Annotated in this window: 20 protein-coding genes; 7 read left to right on the top strand and 13 right to left on the bottom strand. The window is 59.5% G+C overall.

What is annotated here, in order from left to right; all coding sequences use genetic code 11:
• Positions 1-46 precede the first annotated feature (46 nt).
• Positions 47-1,924, bottom strand: coding sequence for an FTR1 family protein (locus JSY17_RS12565; protein WP_122372015.1), 1,878 nt, complete (start codon positions 1,922-1,924; stop codon positions 47-49).
• Positions 1,925-2,260: 336 nt separating this feature from the next.
• Between JSY17_RS12565 and JSY17_RS12560 the strand changes: the two genes are divergently transcribed.
• Genes JSY17_RS12560 through JSY17_RS12545 form a run of 4 tightly spaced genes read left to right on the top strand, consistent with a single transcriptional unit; the run spans position 2,261 to position 5,395 of the window.
• A complete protein-coding gene (locus JSY17_RS12560; protein ID WP_206401838.1) occupies positions 2,261-3,655 on the top strand; it encodes a COG3014 family protein in 1,395 nt (464 codons plus the stop codon).
• A 13-nt stretch (positions 3,656-3,668) separates the two neighbouring features.
• Positions 3,669-4,040, top strand: a complete 372-nt coding sequence (locus JSY17_RS12555; RefSeq protein WP_117185847.1) for a YcfL family protein — start codon at positions 3,669-3,671, stop codon at positions 4,038-4,040.
• 26 nt (positions 4,041-4,066) lie between these two features.
• Positions 4,067-4,654: a penicillin-binding protein activator LpoB gene (gene lpoB / locus JSY17_RS12550; protein ID WP_404823347.1), complete on the top strand. Its 588-nt coding sequence runs from the start codon at positions 4,067-4,069 to the stop codon at positions 4,652-4,654.
• 3 nt (positions 4,655-4,657) lie between these two features.
• Positions 4,658-5,395: a penicillin-binding protein activator LpoB gene (locus JSY17_RS12545; RefSeq protein WP_206401837.1), complete on the top strand. Its 738-nt coding sequence runs from the start codon at positions 4,658-4,660 to the stop codon at positions 5,393-5,395.
• Positions 5,396-5,469: 74 nt separating this feature from the next.
• Here the strand turns inward: JSY17_RS12545 and JSY17_RS12540 are convergent, their stop codons facing one another.
• From JSY17_RS12540 to JSY17_RS12530, 3 genes are all read right to left on the bottom strand, one after another.
• Positions 5,470-6,102, bottom strand: coding sequence for a LysE family transporter (locus JSY17_RS12540; protein ID WP_122372019.1), 633 nt, complete (start codon positions 6,100-6,102; stop codon positions 5,470-5,472).
• 66 nt (positions 6,103-6,168) lie between these two features.
• Positions 6,169-6,762 carry a mechanosensitive ion channel family protein gene (locus JSY17_RS12535; protein WP_117163725.1) on the bottom strand — a complete coding sequence of 198 codons (594 nt, stop codon included), beginning with the start codon at positions 6,760-6,762 and terminating at the stop codon, positions 6,169-6,171.
• A gap of 16 nt (positions 6,763-6,778) precedes the next feature.
• Positions 6,779-8,689 carry an ATP-binding cassette domain-containing protein gene (locus JSY17_RS12530; protein ID WP_206401836.1) on the bottom strand — a complete coding sequence of 637 codons (1,911 nt, stop codon included), beginning with the start codon at positions 8,687-8,689 and terminating at the stop codon, positions 6,779-6,781.
• 46 nt (positions 8,690-8,735) lie between these two features.
• Here JSY17_RS12530 and JSY17_RS12525 point away from each other — a divergent pair, with 46 nt between their 5' ends.
• A complete protein-coding gene (locus JSY17_RS12525) occupies positions 8,736-9,200 on the top strand; it encodes a TIGR02444 family protein (RefSeq protein ID WP_206401835.1) in 465 nt (154 codons plus the stop codon).
• Here the strand turns inward: JSY17_RS12525 and JSY17_RS12520 are convergent.
• The gene (locus tag JSY17_RS12520) at positions 9,197-10,189 is read right to left on the bottom strand and encodes an AlgP family protein (protein WP_206401834.1); all 993 of its coding nucleotides are present in this window, start codon (positions 10,187-10,189) and stop codon (positions 9,197-9,199) included. The two genes, JSY17_RS12525 and JSY17_RS12520, sit on opposite strands and share 4 nt — an antisense overlap.
• A 216-nt stretch (positions 10,190-10,405) precedes the next feature.
• Here JSY17_RS12520 and JSY17_RS12515 point away from each other — a divergent pair, with 216 nt between their 5' ends.
• Entirely contained in the window at positions 10,406-11,080 is a 675-nt protein-coding gene (locus JSY17_RS12515; protein WP_117163728.1) for an FKBP-type peptidyl-prolyl cis-trans isomerase, read from the top strand.
• Between the two features lie 60 nt (positions 11,081-11,140).
• Here the strand turns inward: JSY17_RS12515 and rsd are convergent, their stop codons facing one another.
• From rsd to JSY17_RS12475, 8 genes are all read right to left on the bottom strand, one after another.
• Entirely contained in the window at positions 11,141-11,614 is a 474-nt protein-coding gene (rsd, locus tag JSY17_RS12510) for a sigma D regulator (RefSeq protein WP_117163729.1), read from the bottom strand.
• Positions 11,615-11,787: 173 nt separating this feature from the next.
• Complete coding sequence (locus JSY17_RS12505) at positions 11,788-12,303, bottom strand: disulfide bond formation protein B (RefSeq protein ID WP_122372022.1); 516 nt, start codon at positions 12,301-12,303, stop codon at positions 11,788-11,790.
• Between the two features lie 218 nt (positions 12,304-12,521).
• Complete coding sequence (locus tag JSY17_RS12500) at positions 12,522-13,766, bottom strand: heme biosynthesis protein HemY (protein WP_117180469.1); 1,245 nt, start codon at positions 13,764-13,766, stop codon at positions 12,522-12,524.
• Positions 13,763-14,881, bottom strand: a complete 1,119-nt coding sequence (locus JSY17_RS12495) for a uroporphyrinogen-III C-methyltransferase (protein ID WP_206401833.1) — start codon at positions 14,879-14,881, stop codon at positions 13,763-13,765. Before JSY17_RS12495 ends, JSY17_RS12500 begins: the two co-directional genes overlap by 4 nt.
• Positions 14,882-14,931: 50 nt before the next feature.
• Positions 14,932-15,711, bottom strand: coding sequence for a uroporphyrinogen-III synthase (locus JSY17_RS12490; protein WP_122372024.1), 780 nt, complete (start codon positions 15,709-15,711; stop codon positions 14,932-14,934).
• A complete protein-coding gene (gene hemC / locus JSY17_RS12485) occupies positions 15,708-16,649 on the bottom strand; it encodes a hydroxymethylbilane synthase (RefSeq protein ID WP_117180472.1) in 942 nt (313 codons plus the stop codon). Before hemC ends, JSY17_RS12490 begins: the two co-directional genes overlap by 4 nt.
• A gap of 227 nt (positions 16,650-16,876) precedes the next feature.
• Positions 16,877-17,623, bottom strand: coding sequence for a LytR/AlgR family response regulator transcription factor (locus JSY17_RS12480; protein WP_117163735.1), 747 nt, complete (start codon positions 17,621-17,623; stop codon positions 16,877-16,879).
• Positions 17,620-18,687 (bottom strand): sensor histidine kinase, encoded by a 1,068-nt coding sequence (locus JSY17_RS12475; protein WP_117163736.1) that lies wholly within the window; start codon positions 18,685-18,687, stop codon positions 17,620-17,622. Before JSY17_RS12475 ends, JSY17_RS12480 begins: the two co-directional genes overlap by 4 nt.
• Positions 18,688-18,834: 147 nt before the next feature.
• Here JSY17_RS12475 and argH point away from each other — a divergent pair, with 147 nt between their 5' ends.
• Entirely contained in the window at positions 18,835-20,229 is a 1,395-nt protein-coding gene (gene argH, locus JSY17_RS12470; protein ID WP_117180473.1) for an argininosuccinate lyase, read from the top strand.
• The last annotated feature ends 1 nt before the right edge of the window (position 20,230 follow it).

Genomic DNA, 20,230 nt, shown 5'->3' with positions numbered 1-20,230 from the left:
CAAGCCTCAAGCTTGTAGCTTGTAGCTTGTAGCTTGTAGCTTGTAGCTAGCCTACCGCCCTCCTTCCTCTTCCGTACAACACCGCAATCGCCAGCAGCGCAACCGCCTGCGCACTGAGCGAATACGCATCGGCGTGAATGCCCAGCCAGTCGAATTCGAAGAACGACACCGGACGTGTGCCGAAGATGCCCGCTTCCTGCAATGCCTTGACGCCATGCCCGGCGAACACCACCGACAATGCACACAGCAACGCAGCGTTGATGCCGAAGAACAGGGACAACGGCAGCTTTGCGGAACCCCGCAGGATCACCCAGGCCAGCCCCACCAGCAGCACCAGCGCCGTGGCACCACCGGCCAGTACGGCGCTATGTCCCGCAGGACCTGCCTGGAGCCACAGGGTTTCGTAGAACAGGATGACTTCGAACAGCTCTCGATAGACCGAGAAGAACGCCAGCACGGCAAAACCGAAACGTCCGCCACCGCCGACCAGACTGCTCTTTACATAGTCCTGCCAGGCAGCGGCATGGCGACGATCATGCATCCAGACCCCAAGCCACAGCACCATGACGCTGGCGAACAATGCGGTTGCGCCTTCCAGCAGTTCACGTTGCGCACCGCTGACATCGATGACGTAAGCTGCCAAGGCCCATGTCGCCAGCCCCGCCAACAGCGCCAGGCCCCAACCGGCGTTGACACTGCGAACGGCCGATTGCTGGCCGGTGTTGCGCAGGAACGCCAGGATCGCTGCCAGTACCAGAATCGCTTCCAGACCTTCACGCAGCAGAATCAGCAGGCCGGAGATATAGCTCAGGGAAACGCTCAGGCCATCGCTGCCCAGCAAGGCCGCGGACTCCTTGAGTTTGGCCTTGGCGGCTTCCAGCTTCTGTGCCGCCTGAGCCAGCGGCAGGCCGTCCTGCAATGACTGCCGGTAAGCCATCAGCGCTTTTTCGGTGTCTTTGCGTACATTGGCGTCGACGTTATCCAGCGAACTTTCGACCAGTTCGAAGCCTTCCAGATAAGCCGCAACCGACAGGTCGTAAGCCTGTTCATGATCGCCCGCACGGTATGCCGCCAGGCTCTTGTCCAGCGTGGTGCCGGTGTAATCGAGCAGTTGCGCCGGACCGCGCTGGACCTGCGGCGGTTGCGCACGCTGGGCACGGAAGGTCGCGGCGGCTTCAGGGCCTTCGGCGGCACTGACTTCCGCAGGCGTCTGACGCGCCAGGTCAGCCAGATTGAAGGTCTTGGCGGGCGTACTCACCGGCTGGGCACTGAAGCTGGCAATGTAGGTCGCGATATCCCAGCGCTGGCGATCGTCCAGTTGGTCGGCAAAGGCTGGCATATCGGTGCCGGTGATGCCGAGGCCTACTGTGTTGTAGATATCGTAAAGACTCAGTCGATCCAGCCGCGCCGCATCACGCAGGTTGGCAGGCGCGGGCGTCAGGCCAATGCCGGCCGGGCCGTCACCGGCACCGGTGTCGCCATGGCAGACCGAACAGTTCTGCGCATACAGCGGAGCACCGCGGGTCGGATCAGGCGTGATGACCGGGGCCTGGCTGACTTCATAGGCAACAGCCAGCCGTGCCCCCAGTTGCCGGGCCTGACGAGCGACAAGCGTGCCGTCCTCACGCTTGATTACCGCGTCCTTCAGGGCGGCCACCCCCTGCTCCAGTGCATCGCGTTCGGCACGCTGCGGCAAGGCAACGATCAGGCCCTGCAATGCGCCGAGAAATTCGATCTGTTCCCGGTATTCGGCTTCATCGACAATCTTGCCGTCAGCTACGGTGGCCGGGTAGTCGGCACCTATATAGTCCAGCAGATGCAACGCCTGGGCAGCGCCATCGACGGGGTCGGCCAGCAGGCCGAAGCTGCATAGCGCAAGCAGCGGCGCCAACAGCCAGACCATGAAACGGGAATGCAGGGGCATGAATCAATCTCGACAGGAATGCAATGCGCTGCATTGTTCCTTTCCATCTGCCTCGACTCAATACTCGACCCCGATATTTGTGACAAAACATTACCAAAATCCCGATACAGCATTGTTGTGGCTCAAAAGATCAGGTTCCCGCTGACAGGCCGATTCCAGACAGCGCAAAGCAACAGGCATCCAATGACATCAAAATGCCATTGCACACTCAAAAACCCGCCCTATAATCCCCCGGCTTTTTCCTGCCGGAGAAAAAGACAAATACTCATGCAGCATTTTTGCTGCTTGTCCAAATGGACTGACGTAGCCGCCTTTGGCTACAGAATGGAAATCATCATGCCCTCCCGTTTTCTTACCGTATTCGCGCTGGCTGCCTCTGTCCTGCTGGCAGGCTGCTCCGTGTTCCGCAGCTATGACTCCGAACTGAAGGAAACCAACCAGCAACTGGCCAGCGGCAATGTCGATGCCGCCCTCGGTACACTGGAAAAGAACAACACAGGCGAAGAAAAAGACCTGCTCTACTACTTCGAGAAAGGCGAACTGCTGCGCTCCAAGGGAGACTTCACCGGTAGTCAGGCCGCCTGGCGTACTGCCGATCAGGTGGTGTTCAAGTGGGAAGAGTCGGTCAAGTTAGACACCGACAAATACCTCGCTCAGTTCGGCAGCTTTCTGATCAATGACAAGGTGCGTCGCTACGAAGGCTATGACTATGAAAAGGTCATGCTGACCACCCAGATGGCGCTCAATCTGCTGGGCCAGAACGATTTCGAGGGAGCCCGCACCGAAATCAAGAAGACCCACGAACGTGAAGCCGTGATCGCCAACCTGCGCGACAAGGAATACTTCAAGAGCGAGCAGGAAGCCGAAAGCAAGGGCGTGAAAACCAGCGTCAAGGACCTTAAAGGCTACCCGGTCGAGTCACTGGATGCGCCCGAAGTCGTCAACCTGAAGAACAGCTACCAGAGTGCGTTCAGCCACTATCTGGCAGGCTTCGTCTACGAAGCATTGGGGGAAAAAGACCTTGCCGCGCCGGGCTATCGCAAGGCAGCAGAACTGCGCCCCAATACCCCGTTGCTGGAAAAATCCCTGGCCGATCTCGATGCGGCTGCCAGCAAGGATGGCAGCAGCGAGGTACTGATCGTGATCCAGAGCGGCTTTGCTCCGGCCCGTGATTCGGTACGCATCCCGCTGCCGCTGCCGATCAGTAACAATCTGGTCATCACACCGCTGTCGTTTCCGGTGATCAAGCCGGATACCAGCACCCCGATCGTCAGCCAGATCACCCTGGACGGCCAACCGCTCAACCTGACGCTACTCAACAGCACCACCGACATGTCGCGCCGTGCCCTGCGTGACGACATGCCGGGCATCATCGTGCGCACCACATTGCGCGCCATTACCCGTGGCGTCGCGCAGAAACAGCTCAACGACGTCAACCCGCTGGCCGGTCTGGCAGTCGGTATCGCCTCGGCCATTACCGAAGGTGCCGACACCCGCACCTGGCGCACCCTGCCAGACAACACACTGGTGGCAAGGCTGCGTCTGACGCCGGGCATGCATCAGGTCGTACTGCCAAGCACGCTGGGCGGCACACATGTGCAGGTCAAGGTCGATCAGCGTTATCAGGTCGTCACCCTGCGCGCCTTGGGCAATCAGGTATTCACCAGTGGACTCGCGGCCCAGGTCACTCCCCTGAATGTCCCGCAAGCCCTTGCCGTCAAACAACCCTGAACGGAGATACCCCATGCGTATCAAGATCTTCGGCGCACTGGCGCTGGCCCTGCTTGCAGGCTGCGCAACCCCGCCACCTCCGGCCCCGGGTAGCGCAGCCAGTAAAGTGGTCGCACTGGGCGACATCAAAAGCATTGAGGTCGGTGCCATGCGTGTGGCTCGGGAAAATGGCTTCCTGACCGTCAAGGTTCAGTTGACCAACACCAGCAGCCGCAACAAGACGATGTACTACCGATTCGCGTGGCTGGGTAACGATGGCTTCCCTGTCGCAGACGAAGAAGCCTGGAAAAGCACGATGATGTACGGCTCGCAAAGCACCACGCTGCCAGCCATCGCACCCAATCCGCGGGCAACCGATTTCCGCCTTGAAATCAACACGCCTTGATCCGCTCACAGAAGAGTTCACACATGCTGTTTACACGTCTTTGCTTCATTGCCGCCCTCGCCCTGCTGGCCAGCGGTTGCGCCAATAACTCTCCGGTTCTTGGCAGCAAGAACATCAGTTACGGAGATACCAAGGCCGTCGAAACGATTACCAACGAATTCGGCTCCACTGACCTGCAAATGATCGCCGAGAGCATGACCCGCTCACTGGCGCAGTCCGGCATCCTGCAGGGTCGTCCGGTGGTCCAGGTCTACGATGTGAAGAACAAGACCAGCGAGTACATCGACACCCGCGAAATCACCACCACCATCAAGACCCAGTTGATGAAGAGCGGCGTAGCCCGTTTCGCCAGCGACAACACCGAGATGCAGAGCCAGGTCGACCAGCTCAAGCTGCAGAACCAGAGCGGTCTGTACAAGCAGAGCACCATCGCCAAGACCGGCAACATGGTCGCCGCCAAATACCGTCTGGAAGGCTCGATCAGCTCCATCGTCAAACGCAGCGAGGACTACAAGGACGTTTTCTATAAATTCAGCCTGCAACTGGTCGACGTCGAAAGCGGCCTGGCAGAGTGGATGGACGAAAAAGAAATCCGCAAGACCACGGAGCGTTAAGTGATGCGTGCATGGATTGGCATTATCGCCATGGCCTGCGCCCTCTCGGTGCAGGCCGCCCCAAGGATCGCCGTGACAGGCATGGCCTATCAGGAACGTGTGGAGCAATACATCCACACCGTTTCGGCGAAAAGCGACATGAGAGCCAACTACTACAGCGCAAGCGGCTCGTCGAGCTATGAAGAATACGAAGCCCGCACCAGCTACATCGAACAGAGCGAGCTGCAGAAATTCAGTGGCGACATCAAGGGCGAGATCCTCAAGTCCGGGCTGTTCCAGCTGGTGCAGGGTACGCCTTACAAGACCGGCTCCAAAGAAGATGTGTACGACGTCATCGCACGCATCAAGAGCGGCCACTTCAAAGGTGCCGACTACGTATTGTTCGGAACACTGTCGGACATCGACTTTCGTCAGGACGTGGGCGAAATTGCCAACACCAATAGCTATTCGGCCATCATGGGGCTGACGGTGGTCGGTGATTTCAGCCTGATCAACACCCGCACCTACGAAATCACCTCGGCCTTTACCGCCATGGGCGAAGCCCAGGACACCAAACTGGTCAACAGCCGGGACGTCAAGATCTCCCTGAACCGGGGCCGCGTGGTGCGTGATGTCTCAAAATCGATCGGCGTCGACGTGGCGCGTCAGTTGCGTGAGCAATTGCGGGGTGAAATCGAATATACCGACCAACCCATCCAGCAGAACCTGCCACGAGACGAAGCGCCACGGATCTTGAGATAAGAGGGGAGCGTAGCTGCAAGCCACAAGCTTCAAGCTTCAAGCTTGCGGCTTGTAGCTTGTAGCTGGTTCTACCCCTATGCCGTCCCGCGATGCAGCGTCGCCAGAAAGCCCGCCGCCCCCACAAACAGGCTGGCGAAGGTGCGGTTCAGGCGACGTTGTTGCTTCGGGGTTTTCAGCAGACGTAGCACGCGGGACGCAAGCCCGGTGTAACCGGCCATCACGATCGAATCCACGGCGACCATGGTCAGCGCGATGATCACGTACTGCATCAGCAGCGGCTGGGCAGGGTCGATGAACTGCGGCAGGATTGCCAACATGAACACCAGCGCCTTGGGGTTGCTGATGTTGACCAGAAAGCCCCGGAATACCAGGCTCAGCGGCTTGCCGATCGGGCGAATTGCCGACTCGTCGGACAGATCCCCAGGCAGCGCCCGCCATTGCTTGATGCCCAGGTAAACCAGGTAGGCCACGCCAAACCATTTGATCAGGTTGAATGCCAGCTCGGATGCGCCCAGTACGGCACCAAGACCCGCCGCGACAATCGCGATCTGCGCCACCAGCGCGATCTGCAGGCCCAGCGCATTCCAGTAGCCGCGCCAGAAACCGTATTGCAGGCCACAGGACATCGACGCAATCGCGCCAGCCCCAGGAGACAGACTGATAATCCAGCAGGCGGCAAAAAAAGCCAGCCACGTTTCAAGCGCCATCACACACCTCAAGTCCGGCAGAGCCCAATAGCCGCTAACTTAGTGTGTAATGCATTTGATGACTAATTATTTCTGCTCGCCCAGCGGTTTTTCAACCATCACCTGCGGAATGACATCGCTGCCACGCCAGCGGCGAACCGCTTTCTGGAAGAACTGACTGTTAGGCACCTGCACCAGCGCACCACCCGCCTCGGGCATTTCGATCAGGGTGGTGAACATCAGGTTGATGGCGACGACCCGGCCTTTGACGCCGGGCTTGTCCAGTGTCTCGACCAGCTCGACCACATCACCGATGCGGAAAGGGCCGATGGTGAAGATCAGGATGGCGCAGAGCAGGTTGGACAGCACACTCCACATGGCGAAGAACGCCACGGCGGCGACTGCGACAAAACCCGACAGCGCGGTCCACAGTACGGTGGCGGAAACGCCGAGCCGCCCCAGCACGAAGACAAACGCACTGCCCATGATCAACCAGCGCAACCCGCCACGCACCGGTACCAGCAGTTCCGGCGGCAGCGGATAACGTTCGCCCAGCCCCGTCAGAAAACGACCAACCACACGTTGCAGCACGTAACCCGCCAGCAGAATCAACAGGATCTGCAGGCCCAGCCAGAGCGGTTCGATCCAGTAGGCCGTCAGCGGCAACCCGAAAAATTCCATCAGCCCCTCACTTCAATTACGACAATGCTTCCAGTTCGGCCTGCATTGATTCCAGCAGTTCCAGCGCTTCCATCCAGGCCTCTTCCAGCTCGGACTCCCGCGTCTTCAGACTGGCCTGTTCCGCCAGCAGATCGCGCAGCTTGTCCTTGTTGGCAGCCTCATAGTTGGTACTGTCGGCCAGGGCCTCTTCGACCTTGGCCAGTTTCTCGTGCAGGCTTCCCAGCTCACGCTCCAGCTTGTCGGCTTCGCGCTTGTGCGGAGCCAGTTGCTGACGCAAGGCCGCGGCCTGCTGACGCTGGGCTTTCTTGTCGGTCTTGTCGGCATTGACCGGTGTGTTGCTGACCGGCGCATTGCGCAAACGGTAATCCGCCAGCCAGCGCGTGTAGTCGTCCAGATCGCCGTCGAACTCCTGAACCCGGCCATCGGCGACCAGCAAGAAGTCATCGGTGGTGCTCTTGAGCAAGTGCCGATCGTGGGAAACCACCAGTACCGCACCACTGAATTCCTGCAGGGCCATGGTCAGCGCCAGACGCATTTCCAGATCCAGGTGGTTGGTCGGTTCGTCGAGCAGCAACAGGTTGGGCTTTTCCCAGGCAATCAGGGCCAGGGCCAGACGCGCCTTTTCACCACCGGAGAAATTCACCACCGGCTCGTCCAGGCGAGCGCCACGGAAGTCGAAGCCACCGAGGAAGTCGCGCAGGGTCTGCTCGCGCTCGGTAGGCGCCAGACGCTGCAGATGCAGCAAGGGGTTGGCCTTGGCATCCAGAGAGTCGAGCTGATGCTGGGCAAAATAGCCGACCGTAAGGTTCTCGCCACGCACCAGACGGCCACTCAAGGGCTCAAGCTCACCTGCAAGGTTCTTGATCAGGGTCGATTTACCCGCGCCGTTAGGCCCCAGCAGACCGATACGCGCCCCCGGCGTCAGTTGCAGTTTGACCTTCTCCAGGATGGTCTTTTCGCCATAGCCCAGGCGTGCTTCGGACAGATCCAGCAACGGGCTGGAGATTTTGTCGGACTCACGGAAAACGAAGCTGAACGGCGAGTCCACATGCGCGGCGGACAACTCCTCCATGCGCTCAAGGGCCTTGATCCGGCTCTGTGCCTGACGAGCCTTGGTGGCCTGGGCCTTGAAACGCGCGATGTATTTTTCCATGTGCGCACGTTGTGCCTGCTGCTTCTCGTAAGCCTGTTGCTGCTGGGCCAGACGTTCGGCACGGGCACGCTCGAAGGCGCTGTAGCCACCGCGATAGAGGGTGATCTTGCGTTGTTCGACGTGGGCAATGTGATCGACGACCGCATCGAGGAAGTCGCGGTCGTGGGAAATCAGCAGCAAGGTGCCGGGATAGCTCTTGAGCCAGTCTTCCAGCCAGAGAATGGCGTCGAGGTCCAGGTGGTTGGTCGGTTCGTCGAGCAGCAACAGGTCCGAAGGACACATCAGGGCCTGCGCCAGGTTCAGACGCATCCGCCATCCACCGGAGAAACTGCCGACCTGACGCTCCATCTGCTCGTTGGTGAACCCCAGGCCCGCCAGCAATTTGCGGGCCCGGGCATCGGCCGTGTAGCCGTCGGCACTGTCGAGTTCGGCGTGCAGTCGTGCCTGGGCGGCACCGTCCTGAGCGGCTTCGGCTTCAGCAAGCTGACGCTGAACCTCGCGCAGACGCAGGTCGCCGTCCAGAACGTAGTCCACGCCCAGACGCTCAAGGGTATCTACCTCCTGACGCATGTGTGCGATGCGCCAATCGGCAGGCAGCAGGCAGTCGCCGGAGTCAGGCGTCAGCTCACCGCGCAGCAAGGCGAAGAGGCTGGATTTACCGGCACCGTTGGCACCGATCAGACCGGCTTTCTGGCCGGCGTGCAGGGTCAGCTCGGCGTCTTCTAGCAGACGTTGCGGACCACGCTGTAAGGTAAGGCTTTGAAGTCGAATCATAATGGCGGCGGAGTCTACCAGCTTCGTCTCAAACAGGTAGCTCACTATGCCTTCTGACCTTTGGAGTTTCACCCTCGATTTCTATGCCAGACCTGGCGTCGAAGAAGCCTGTCTGCGCCTGCAAACCAACGGGGCCAATGTGTGCATGGTGCTTCTGGGTGTCTGGCTGGGCAAACGTGGCGTGAAATGTGATGCGCGGCGATTACAGGAAATCGGACAGTTGGCGATGCCATGGCACGACGAAGTCGTGCGCCCTCTCAGAGAACTGCGAACGCAGTGGCGCAACGCGGCACAACTCGACCCGGCACTGGGATCGTTGCGTGAGCGAGTGAAAGCGCTGGAACTGGAAGCCGAGCAGCAATTGCTCGCACGATTACAGACACTGACCCAGGACTGGGCAGTCGATGAAGCAGAAGATTTGCAGAACTGGTTGAACGGGCTGACTGCAGAGGCCACCGACAAGGACCGCGACGCGCTGCAAATGCTGCGCGTCGCGGCAGATCAGCCTTAGGATGCGCTGTTTGGCGTGACGCTATTGGCTGTCGATGGAGCCGTCGCGGCCGGTGCTGCCGGCGCAGCGGCTGGAGCAGCCGTCGTCGCTGGCGTGGCAGGTTTGGCAGCAGCCGGTTTCACCGCTGGCTTGGCCGCAGGTTTGGCTGCCGTTTTTGCAGCGGGCCTGGCTGCTGGCTTCGCGGCAGGTTTGGCAGGTGCTTTGGCCGCCGCTGGTTTTGCAGCCGTGCTGGCAGCAGGTTTGGCCGCTGCTGGAGCTTTGGTTGCGGCAGGCTTGGCTGCGGCTTTGGCAACGGGCTTGGCAGTTGCTTTTGCAGCGGCAGGTTTGGCGGCAGCGGTTTTAGCTGCAGTTTTTACCGGAGCCTTGGCAGCAGCAGGCTTGGCAGCCACTGGTTTGGCGGCAGCCGGAGCTTTGGCGGCTGTTGATTTCGCGGCTGGCTTGGCAGCAGCAGATGCAGCTTTGGCAGCTGGTTTAACGGCAGGTTTGGTTGCAGTTCTGGCTGGTGCCTTGGCGGCAGGTGCTTTGCTCACGGCTTTTGCAGCCACGGTTTTTGCAGCAGGAGCCTTGGCCGGGGCTGCAGGCTTGGCAGCACGGGTGTCCAGAATCTTGCCGACCGCCTCTTTGACGCGACCAACACCCTGGGCAAGCTTCAGGCTCTCTTGAGCGTCGCGCTTGAGCTGCAGAATGTAGGTGCGGGTTTCGGTCTGGCGATCCTTGAGGGCGTCGAGCAGGTCTTCAAGTTCTGCAATGGCATTCTTCGCCTTGGCCTGCGCCTTTGCCTTGCCGGAGGCCGCAGCGTCCTGCAATTTGGTGCGCGACTTGTGCAGTTTTTCCTGTGCTTTACCACGTTGTTTTTCAAGCTTGGCGAGCAGTTTCTCGGCATCGGACAAGGCTTGGGAGCAGGCGTCTTCCAGATGTTCGAGCAAGCTGCCCGACAGTTGTTGGAGCAGGTGCAATGGAGTGTTTACTGGCTTCTTTTTGGCCGACATGACTTACCTCCTGGCTGACGAAATTGCGGCCCATACTAGACCTCTGTCCGCAGCGCCGCTAGGGCATCTTGACAGCGTCGAACGCACCCTGTTGCATACGACAACAAATCATTGACGCAACTGCTGCGGGAGCAATACAAAATTCTCTTGCCAGGACTCATCACCGCAGGCCCTCGCACTGGCATAATCGCTGACATCCCGGGCCGGAGAGCATTCATGTCGCGCTACCTGTTAACGTCGTTGTTCCTTTTGATTCCTCTGGCACACGCCGGTGAAACCACTCCGACGAAGGAATCCCGCGACCTTGCCTACAGTCTTGGCGCAAGCCTGGGCGAGCGACTGCATCAGGAAGTCCCGGACCTGGACCTGACGGCACTGGTAGAAGGTCTGAAACAGGCTTACCAGGGCAAGCCTCTGGCGCTCAAGCAAGAACGCATCGACCAGATTCTCAGGGAGCATGACGCAGCATTGGCACAAGCCGAAGCCTCGGGCACCGATGCCCAGAGCGAGGCGGCCCTGGCGGCAGAGCGGCGTTTCATGGACAGCGAGAAAGCCAAGCCCGGTGTGAAGACACTGGCCGACGGCATTCTGATGACCGAACTGACTCCCGGGACAGGTCCCAAGCCAGAAGCCAATGGCCGGGTAGAAGTGCGCTATGTCGGGCGCCTGCCCGATGGCACGATCTTCGATCAAAGCACCCAGCCGCAATGGTTCCGACTCGACAGCGTGATCAGTGGCTGGACCACCGCCCTGCAAGGCATGCCGGTCGGCGCGAAGTGGCGTCTGGTGATTCCGTCTGCGCAGGCCTATGGCGCAGAAGGCGCAGGCGATCTGATCGATCCGTTCACACCACTGGTTTTCGAAATCGAGCTGGTCGCTGTCTCGCAGTAACCCGCGCCCGAAAATGCGAAAGGGTGCAAATGCACCCTTTGGCGATACGACAGGAATGAATCAGGCCTGGGAAGCGGCCTCTTCCTTGTGGGAGTTGTGCAGGACTTCGATCAGGCAGTCTTCCAGCTCGAAGCGCTCATGCAGCAGGCCACCCAGCGTCTTGAACTCATTGGCAAACCCTGCGCCATCGGAGCAATCGCCTTTTTCGCAGCGGTCGTTGAAAGCCAGAGCAAGCTTGGTGATACCTTCCAGACGCGGATAAATCGTATCGGCCAGTTCCAGCCCGCGCTCGTCGTTGAACGCTTGGGCTTCACTGTTGAGCTGTTCGTAGATTTCGAAATGGCCTGCCGAAACATAGTCGACCAGAATTTCACAAAACTTCAGCAGCGCACCACGATCCGCAGCCAGGTGTTCGGGCGTGTCGCCAAGAACATCATAGGCTCGAATCAATTCATGACGGTCCTGTAGCCAGCGATCAATCAGCAGATTGACGCCACCCCATCGTTCCTGAGCATTCCGACAACTTTCCAGCATGATGTTCTCTCTTCCCTTAAGGGGCATGCGGTCCTTTGCTCGTCTTACCATATCGCAAGAACCGAGCCTGTAAAAGCGTCAGGACAGCATACTCCCAATGACGCGTGCGGCTCAGATTATGCCCGCACGACAAGGCCATCAAGGTACGCAGGCGAGAAAGTTCATACAAGCGTTTAATACCTTCCTTCAGTGTCAGCGAAGAACCAATGATGCAACCCACTGAAAAGTGGATACAACGCCAGCAGGCACAGGATCACAAAAGCCAGCAGGCTCCACTCCGGCAGAGTGATGTCGAACAGTGACCAATTGATTTCTGCACACACGTAGGCACCCTCGCTACCGCTTTCGAGAGAAAGAGCATTGAGCACATGCTGATACCGGGCGACGACAGGCATCAATTCTTCGGCAGACGCGGTCTGCAGCCATATATGAAACCCCGCCACCAGAGCACCCGACAGAGCCAGGGCCAGCAGGACCAGGCAGTAGCGGTGCCAGCCGGACTCCCGAGGCGCATGTATGGCCGCCACCAGACAGACCAGACTGCATCCGGTGATGAGTGCTCGCTGTAGAAGGCAAAGGGTGCAGGGAACCAGGCCAAAAGCATGTTGCAGATAAAGGGTAGCGCCGATGATCAGTACACTTGCGATGAATGCCAGGAAGAACAAGGTACGCGTGCGGGCCAGATACATGGCAAATCCGTAACGAATAAGACGAGACAGTTACGGTAGAGGAAAGCACACAACGCTTTCAAGGCGACGAAGTACGGATGCGTCGCTGTTTACAGGAGAAACAAAACACCAGATCAGGGAGATTTTTTACCGGCTACCGTAGGAACAATCCAACGCCTGAATTGGCGATGAGTTCATGACGCGAAAGCCCTGAAAAAGGGCTTTCGCGGCACCCGGACTCAGGTACTGCTCAATGCCGGAAGCGGACGAGCCAGAAAACGCTCATCGAGCATTCCCAGACCTTCCTGAAACAGCTGATTGCTGCGATCGGTCTCTCCCAGTCGAGCCAGCAGACGAGCCAGTTCGGCACAGGTTTCCGGATTGCGCTGCAAACGCAGGCTGCTCTCCAGATAATCACGGGCCTTGCCCCAAAGCCGGGCCTGCTGACAGATGCGTCCGAGACTCAGCAGCAGGCTCGGGTCATCCGAATGCTGCTTCAGCCAGGCTTCGGCAACCTGCAATTGCTTCGACTCGTCAGTGCCACGCACCAGACCATAAAGTCTTGCCAGGTGACTGTTGTAGTCTTTCTTGAGCGCCGTACGCAGCACCTCTTCGGCCTGGGCTTCGGCCCCAAGACGACGTAGTTGCTCGGCATACGCCAGCACCAGTTGCGGCTCCTGTCGCTGGGCAGAGGTAAGATCCTTCCAGGCTTTTTCCAGTGATGGCAGCCCGGTCAGAACGCCATCGCCTTCCTCGCGATAGGCCGCCAGGGTAAGGTTTTCACCCCAGGCGCGACGCTCGAGCTCGGCCAGTTCCCTGGGCGGCAGCACCTTGTCCTTGCGCAGTTCGGGCAGCAGCCGGATCAGGTCGGACCAGTCTCCTCGCTGCTGATACAGGCGCTGCAACTGCCGCAGCACCTGCGGGTTGTGCGGATGCCGCTCATGCATGGCCTGCAAGGTGGCAAGCGCCCCATCGGTGTCCCCACGGTCCTGCTGCAGTTGCGCATGACTCAGGGCAATCGCCAGTTCCGCCTGAGGCTGACGTTCCAAGGCGCGCTCCAGCAGACTGTCACTTTCTTCGTAGCGGCCCTGTTCGTTGGCGGCCCGCGCAGCACCAAGGTAATACAGCAACGGCTGAGGATCGGATTCGGCGGCGCGATGCAGATGACGCTGCGCGCTGGCCCAGCGGCCCTCGGCAAGATCCATCTGCCCCTGCTCGATTGCCAGTTGCACGCGACGGCGGCGATTGCGACGCGACCATGGATTGACCACACCACCGGATGTAGTGAGCAATGTGATCAGAAGCCGGGCAATGAAGATCAGCAGCAGAAACGCCACTAACAGGCCAAGGGTTGCCCACAGACTCGATTCATAGCGGAAGTTCTGATAGGCGATCAATACGTAGCCGGAGTGCTCGGCAATCGCGATACCAATCAGCGCTGCAACAGCGATGGCAATGAACAGCAGCACATAGACACGCTTCATGGGCTGATCCCCCGAGCCTCGGCAGGCTGACCTGCTGCATGACGACGTTCAAGGTAGGCCTGGACTGCACTCAGACTCTGAGCCAGATCCGGCGTCACCACCGAAACCGGTTGTTTGATCAGGGTATCCAGACGCTCGCCGATCACCTTGCTCTGCGGATCATCCTGATTGAAGTTGCCCATCAGGACGCTTTTGGCTTCCAGCAGTGACTGGGTATAGATCTTCGGCTCGCCATTGAGCGCTGCCCATTGCGCCTGCTCGATTGCAAGGCTCAGGGCCAGACGGACCTGGGCCAGACTCTGGCCTGCCAGGACCGGACGAATGTCCTTGTCGGCATTGAAGTCGATGCGGAAGTAATGGGAGATATTGCTCCACCAGCGGGCCCAGTAACTGTCGTCGTTCTTGTCCGGAGTCAGGCCCAGGAGCGGTTCGCCTTTATCTTCGTACTCGGGAGCCAGCCTGTTGAGCTGAACGGACTGGTCGCGCAGGGCGGCCAGTTGCAGGAACAGGCCGGTACGGTCAGGTTGCTCGATACTGCGCAGCGCTGCCAGGCTCTTGGCCAGTTGCTCGCGAGCGGCAAACGAACCCGGATCATCCTGTTCGCGCAGAATTTCATCGGCCCCCTGAACCAGCGCCTGGGCACTGTTGATGTCCTGCAATGCCGACAGGCGCAGACTGGCAAGACGCAACAGGTGTTCGGCTTCGGCCAGACGCCAGTCCTTGCGGCTTGCGCCAAGCACGGTTTCCAGACGCTGGCTCAGACGCTGCTGGTCGCCCTGCAACTGAGCCACCAGACGACGGCTGTCTTCCAGTTGATCGACAGGTGGAAATTGAGCAAGACGCGCACTCAGTTCCTGATCGTTTTCGGTCAGTAGCCGTGTCTGCTGAGCGATACCTTCGACCTGTCCTCGCTGCTGCAAGTGACCTTCCTGCAGCATGCGCAGTTGCCATACCCCCCAACCGGCGACGGCAACGCCTGCAACAGCAAGCAGCAGGGCCAGAAACACCAGACCATTGCTGCGAGTACCCGCACGCACGGGGCGCACTGGATCGGGTGTGGATGTCGATGTTTTCAGCACCGATTCTTCATCTTTAGGCAAGGCTGTTTCGCTCACGTATCCATCCTTTGCATTTGGGCGTAGTCGCGTAAACGACAACTCGTCGCTCAGTACGCCTTGACGACAGGCTGAGGCTGATCCCGCAAAGCGGCCAGCAACGCCGCGGCGTTCGCGCCACGACAATCAACCACGGTTTGAGCCCCGGCGGCACGCGCCATTTCGGCAACCCTGGGGCTCGGTACGAATAAAGGCAACCCGGCCAGTTTCGGCCAGGCATCACCTGCCAACTGGAGCAGATGTTCAAAACCCTGCCCACTGCTGACCACCAGCCCGTTCAAGCGTTCCGATTCGACGCGCTTTGAAAGGGTCGAAAGCGGATACTCTGGCAGAAAACGGCGGTACAGCGGCAAGTAGTCGACACTAACACCTTGCTCGCGCAGACGCTCTGCCAAAAGCTCGCGCCCTTCATCCCCGCGCATGATCAGCACCCGGCTGCCCGGTATGGAGATAGCCTCCTGCAATTGGGGCAGTTCAAGCAAGGCTTCGCTGTCATCGCCCCGTTCGGGCCATTTCACACCGATCAGGCCATAGTCGAGCAGAATCTGTCCGGTCGCCGCGCCTACGCTGAACCAGGGCTGGATAAAGGGTTGCGGCCAGATCTCGTCCACCAGTTCCAGCCCAAGACGGGCCGCTGGCTTGCTGACCACAATGATCGCGCTATAGAGAGGCAGATCGAAAATCTTCGAGCGGTGCTCGGGAGGGATGGGCAACGGCTCGATTTCAAGCAGAGGCAGACTGCTGCTGAACACCCCGTTGTCGGCCAGCACCTTGGCCAGCGCTGCCGATTCTTCGGCGGGACGAGTCAGCAACAGACGCCAGCTATTCATTCTTCTCGAGCCTCGCCATAAACAGCCTTGAGAATCTTGCCTGCACCCTGGGCCAGCAAGTCTTCGGCGACCTGTACACCCAACGCCTGGGCGGATGTCTGTGGTGCACGGGCCTCGGCATGCAGCAACAGGCCGCCTGCCGGATCACCTACCAGACCGCGCAGCCACACCTGATCGCCTTCCAGAACGGCATAGCAGGCGATAGGCACCTGGCAGCCACCGTTGAGATGTTTGTTCAAGGCCCGCTCGGCAATCACGCGCACGGCGGTATCGCCATGATGCAGCGGCGCAAGCAATGCGTGAATCTCGGCATCGGCGCTACGGCACTCGATACCGACGGCGCCCTGTCCGCCGGCTGGCAGGCTGTCCTCGACACTGATGGCCGAAGTGATGCGGTCTTCGAAACCCAGACGTATCAGGCCGGCCGTGGCAAGAATGATTGCGTCGTACTCTCCGGCATCGAGCTTGGCCAGACGGGTATTGACGTTGCCGCGCAGAAAGCGGATCTCCAGATCAGGCCGACGTGTCAGCAGTTGAGCCTGACGCCGCAGACTCGAAGTGCCCACGATGCTGCCCGCAGGAAGCTGCTCCAGACTGCTGAAGTTATTGGAGACGAATGCGTCGCGCGGATCTTCGCGCTCACAGATGCAGAACAGACCGAGGCCTTCGGGGAAATCCATCGGCACGTCTTTCATGGAATGAACGGCGATATCCGCTTCGTTTTCCAGAAGCGCCGTTTCCAGTTCCTTGACGAACAGGCCCTTGCCGCCGATTTTCGACAGCGGCGAGTCGAGCAGTTTGTCGCCACGGCTGACCATAGGCACCAGCGTCACGATCAGGCCCGGATGAGCCTGTTCAAGCCTGGCTTTGACATATTCGGCCTGCCAGAGGGCCAGCGCACTTTTACGGGTGGCAATGCGGATTTCGCGAGAAGACATGAATCAATCCGTGCTTGATAATTGCGACGGATAATAACAGCACAACCGGAACGACTTCAGCGCTGACTCAAAAAGTAAAATCGGCTTCATGACCCGGATCAACGAAATGACAGTGGCTAAAGCGCGCCCCGACCGAACCCGATGCCTCCACAACGGCAACACTCTGTGGACTGGAACCGGCCCGACATCCTGCAAGCCTTCCGGCGAGGGCAGCCACTTTTTCGTACCTACAACTGTTGCATCATCTTGCGCACCCCGGCGACATGCCGGCGGCTGACGATCAAGGCGTCGCCATTGAGGCCTTTGAGGAACAGCTGGAAATGCCCCAGCGGCGTGCGCTGCAAACGCTCGATCCGCTCTCGCGCCACCAGCGCATTGCGGTGGATACGCACGAATCGGTCACCAAACTCGTCTTCCAGCGCCTTGAGCGGTTCATCCAGCAGGACTTCGCCGCCTTCATGGCGCAGGGTGACGTACTTGTGGTCGGCAATGAAAAAGATCACCTGATCCAGCGGGATCAGCTCAATGCCTTTACGGGTTCGCGCACTGATATGGCTGCGCGGACCGCTGCCACTTTCGGCAGCCGGGCGGGTCATCGCGGCCAACTGCACGCGATTGGGGCGCTCGGCTTTTCTCAACGCCTCGACGAGATTCTCGGGGCGCACAGGTTTGACCAGATAACCGACGGCACTGACCTGAAAGGCGTCCAGTGCAAATTCGTCGTGCGCAGTACAAAAGACGACAGCGGGCGGAGTTTCGCGCTCGCACAGTTTCGCTGCGACCTGAAGGCCGTCGAGACCCGGCATGCGGATATCGAGCAGCACGACATCTGGCTTGAGGTTTTCAATCAGCGCCAAAGCTTCTTCGCCATTGGTAGCGCTGGGTTCAAGTACCCTGTAACCCTCGATTTCACCGACCAATCGGCTCAGTCGCTCGCGGGCCAGGGGTTCGTCATCAACGATCAGGACATTCATATTGCTCTGGCTTCCTGCGTGAGTCTCGCACAAGGATAGCGTAGACAGGTGTAGTGACGACCGTTACGGCGCTCCACGCTCAGACTGGCGTGCGGGCCAAAAAGTGCCGTAATGCGTGCACCTATATTCAACAGGGCCTGTTGAGTACCGTTGGAAGTCTGCCGTGTGGCAACTTCTTCATAGGGATTGCTGACACACAATATGAACTCTCCCCCTTCATAGTCTGCCTCGACGGTAACTATGCCCCCTTCGATGCGCGGGGCAATGCCATAGATCAAGGCGTTCTCCAGCAATGGCTGCAACGTCAGCTGGGGAATGGGCAAATCATCCGGAATTGCGCTCACCCTCCAGTCCAACTGTAGACGCTCGCCGAGACGATATTGCTCAATCGATAAATATCGTTTCGCCAACGCCAGTTCTTCATGCCAGGTCACCAGGCTGCCGGGCTTGGCGAGACTGGCGCGAAACAGGTCCGACAGATCCAGCACGGCCTGCTCGGCCTTGAGCGGATTGCTGGACACCAGGCTGGCAATGCTGTTGAGCGTGTTGAACAGAAAATGCGGTCGAATCCTGGCCTGAAGCGATTCGATCCTGGCCTGCAGTTCACCCTGCTGCTGCTTGCGCCACTGACTCTGCAGATAAAAGTAGCGCAACATCAATGCAGACATGATCAACGCGATCAACGCATAACGGATATAGCGCTCGACCATGCTGCCCGGCGAAACCCTGCCGGTCAGTTGGCAGACATCCGTTACTGCCGCACACAACAAGGTTAGCCCGACTACCAGCATGCAGCTGAGAATACCTGCAAGACCGGGTGAAAGACGTGCCAGCCAGGGGCGCAACCCGCACAGCAGAGCCGCCGACAGCAGCACGATCCACTGCACGAACATCGACATCAGCGCCAGACACATCCAGTCGAACCCCTGATTCATGGGCTGAAGCAGGACAATGACAAGCACCAGCAGCTCGGCCAGCACGATGAGCACCAGCAGCGTCTGCGGCAAGCATAGTTCAGGCAGGAAAAAGTCCTTGCCGGGGTTCGGTCTGGAATCGGGTTTCATAGGTCCTCTCGCATGAGCCAAGTCTCGTCCCTGGCATCGTCAGCGGCAAGCCATCCGAGAATAAAAAAGCAACAACCTGTTATCATCGTCAGCGCCCTTGTGCCACGAACCGGGCACGCCACTTTCAGCAGAGCAACGAGCGAATCCATGAGCACCGACAAGACCAACCAGTCCTGGGGCGGCCGTTTCAGTGAGCCCGTCGACGCCTTCGTCGCGCGCTTCACGGCCTCCGTCACCTTCGACCAACGCCTGTATCGTCACGACATCATGGGTTCTATCGCCCACGCCACGATGCTGGCTCAGGTCGGCGTCCTGACCGAAGCCGAGCGCGACACCATCATAGATGGCCTGAAAACCATCCAGAGCGAGATCGAAGCCGGCAGTTTCGAATGGCGCGTCGATCTGGAAGACGTGCACATGAACATCGAGGCGCGTCTGACCGACCGCATCGGCATCACCGGCAAGAAGCTGCACACCGGTCGCAGCCGCAACGATCAGGTCGCCACCGATATCCGCCTGTGGCTGCGTGACGAAATCGACCTGATCCTTGGCGAAATCACACGCCTGCAAAAAGGACTGCTGGAACAGGCCGAGCGTGAAGCCGAAACCATCATGCCGGGCTTCACTCACCTGCAGACCGCCCAGCCAGTGACGTTCGGCCATCACATGCTGGCCTGGTTCGAAATGCTCAGCCGCGACTACGAACGTCTGGTCGACTGCCGCAAGCGCCTGAACCGCATGCCACTGGGCAGCGCCGCGCTGGCAGGCACCACCTACCCGATCGACCGCGAACTGACCTGCAAGCTGCTGGGTTTCGAAGCCGTAGGCGGCAACTCGCTGGACGGCGTCTCGGATCGCGACTTCGCCATCGAATTCTGCTCGGCCGCTTCGGTTGCGATGATGCATCTGTCGCGCTTTTCCGAAGAGCTGGTGCTCTGGACCAGCGCCCAGTTCCAGTTCATCGACTTGCCGGACCGCTTCTGCACGGGCAGTTCGATCATGCCGCAGAAGAAGAACCCGGACGTGCCGGAACTGGTTCGCGGCAAGAGCGGCCGCGTGTTTGGTGCACTGATGGGCCTGCTGACCCTGATGAAGGGCCAGCCGCTGGCCTACAACAAGGACAACCAGGAAGACAAGGAGCCGCTGTTCGACGCAGCCGACACCTTGCGCGACTCGTTGCGCGCCTTTGCCGACATGATCCCGGCCATCAAGCCGAAACACGCCATCATGCGTGAAGCGGCGCTGCGCGGCTTCTCCACTGCCACCGACCTGGCGGACTATCTGGTGCGCCGCGGCCTGCCATTCCGTGACTGCCACGAAATCGTCGGTCATGCCGTGAAGTACGGTGTGGAAACCGGCAAGGATCTGGCAGAAATGAGCCTGGAAGAGCTGCGTAAATTCAGCGATCAGATCGAGCAGGACGTATTTGCCGTGCTGACCCTGGAAGGCTCGGTCAATGCCCGTAACCACATTGGTGGCACAGCTCCGGAGCAAGTCCGGGCAGCTGTCGTTCGCGGTCAGGCGCTGTTGGCCAGCCGTTAAC

It is taken from the genome of Pseudomonas capsici (assembly GCF_017165765.1).
Lineage (GTDB): Bacteria > Pseudomonadota > Gammaproteobacteria > Pseudomonadales > Pseudomonadaceae > Aquipseudomonas > Aquipseudomonas capsici.
Note: the sequence above shows the minus strand (reverse complement) of the source record. Positions and strands in the feature narration are given on the sequence as shown.

Coding starts and splice junctions, on each gene's coding strand:
- JSY17_RS12565 (WP_122372015.1), bottom strand. CDS start 1,924: ATGCCCCTGCATTCCCGTTTCATGGTCTGGCTGTTGGCGCCGCTGCTT.
- JSY17_RS12560 (WP_206401838.1), top strand. CDS start 2,261: ATGCCCTCCCGTTTTCTTACCGTATTCGCGCTGGCTGCCTCTGTCCTG.
- JSY17_RS12555 (WP_117185847.1), top strand. CDS start 3,669: ATGCGTATCAAGATCTTCGGCGCACTGGCGCTGGCCCTGCTTGCAGGC.
- JSY17_RS12545 (WP_206401837.1), top strand. CDS start 4,658: ATGCGTGCATGGATTGGCATTATCGCCATGGCCTGCGCCCTCTCGGTG.
- JSY17_RS12540 (WP_122372019.1), bottom strand. CDS start 6,102: ATGGCGCTTGAAACGTGGCTGGCTTTTTTTGCCGCCTGCTGGATTATC.
- JSY17_RS12535 (WP_117163725.1), bottom strand. CDS start 6,762: ATGGAATTTTTCGGGTTGCCGCTGACGGCCTACTGGATCGAACCGCTC.
- JSY17_RS12530 (WP_206401836.1), bottom strand. CDS start 8,689: ATGATTCGACTTCAAAGCCTTACCTTACAGCGTGGTCCGCAACGTCTG.
- JSY17_RS12525 (WP_206401835.1), top strand. CDS start 8,736: ATGCCTTCTGACCTTTGGAGTTTCACCCTCGATTTCTATGCCAGACCT.
- JSY17_RS12520 (WP_206401834.1), bottom strand. CDS start 10,189: ATGTCGGCCAAAAAGAAGCCAGTAAACACTCCATTGCACCTGCTCCAA.
- JSY17_RS12515 (WP_117163728.1), top strand. CDS start 10,406: ATGTCGCGCTACCTGTTAACGTCGTTGTTCCTTTTGATTCCTCTGGCA.
- rsd (WP_117163729.1), bottom strand. CDS start 11,614: ATGCTGGAAAGTTGTCGGAATGCTCAGGAACGATGGGGTGGCGTCAAT.
- JSY17_RS12505 (WP_122372022.1), bottom strand. CDS start 12,303: ATGTATCTGGCCCGCACGCGTACCTTGTTCTTCCTGGCATTCATCGCA.
- JSY17_RS12500 (WP_117180469.1), bottom strand. CDS start 13,766: ATGAAGCGTGTCTATGTGCTGCTGTTCATTGCCATCGCTGTTGCAGCG.
- JSY17_RS12490 (WP_122372024.1), bottom strand. CDS start 15,711: ATGAATAGCTGGCGTCTGTTGCTGACTCGTCCCGCCGAAGAATCGGCA.
- hemC (WP_117180472.1), bottom strand. CDS start 16,649: ATGTCTTCTCGCGAAATCCGCATTGCCACCCGTAAAAGTGCGCTGGCC.
- JSY17_RS12480 (WP_117163735.1), bottom strand. CDS start 17,623: ATGAATGTCCTGATCGTTGATGACGAACCCCTGGCCCGCGAGCGACTG.
- JSY17_RS12475 (WP_117163736.1), bottom strand. CDS start 18,687: ATGAAACCCGATTCCAGACCGAACCCCGGCAAGGACTTTTTCCTGCCT.
- argH (WP_117180473.1), top strand. CDS start 18,835: ATGAGCACCGACAAGACCAACCAGTCCTGGGGCGGCCGTTTCAGTGAG.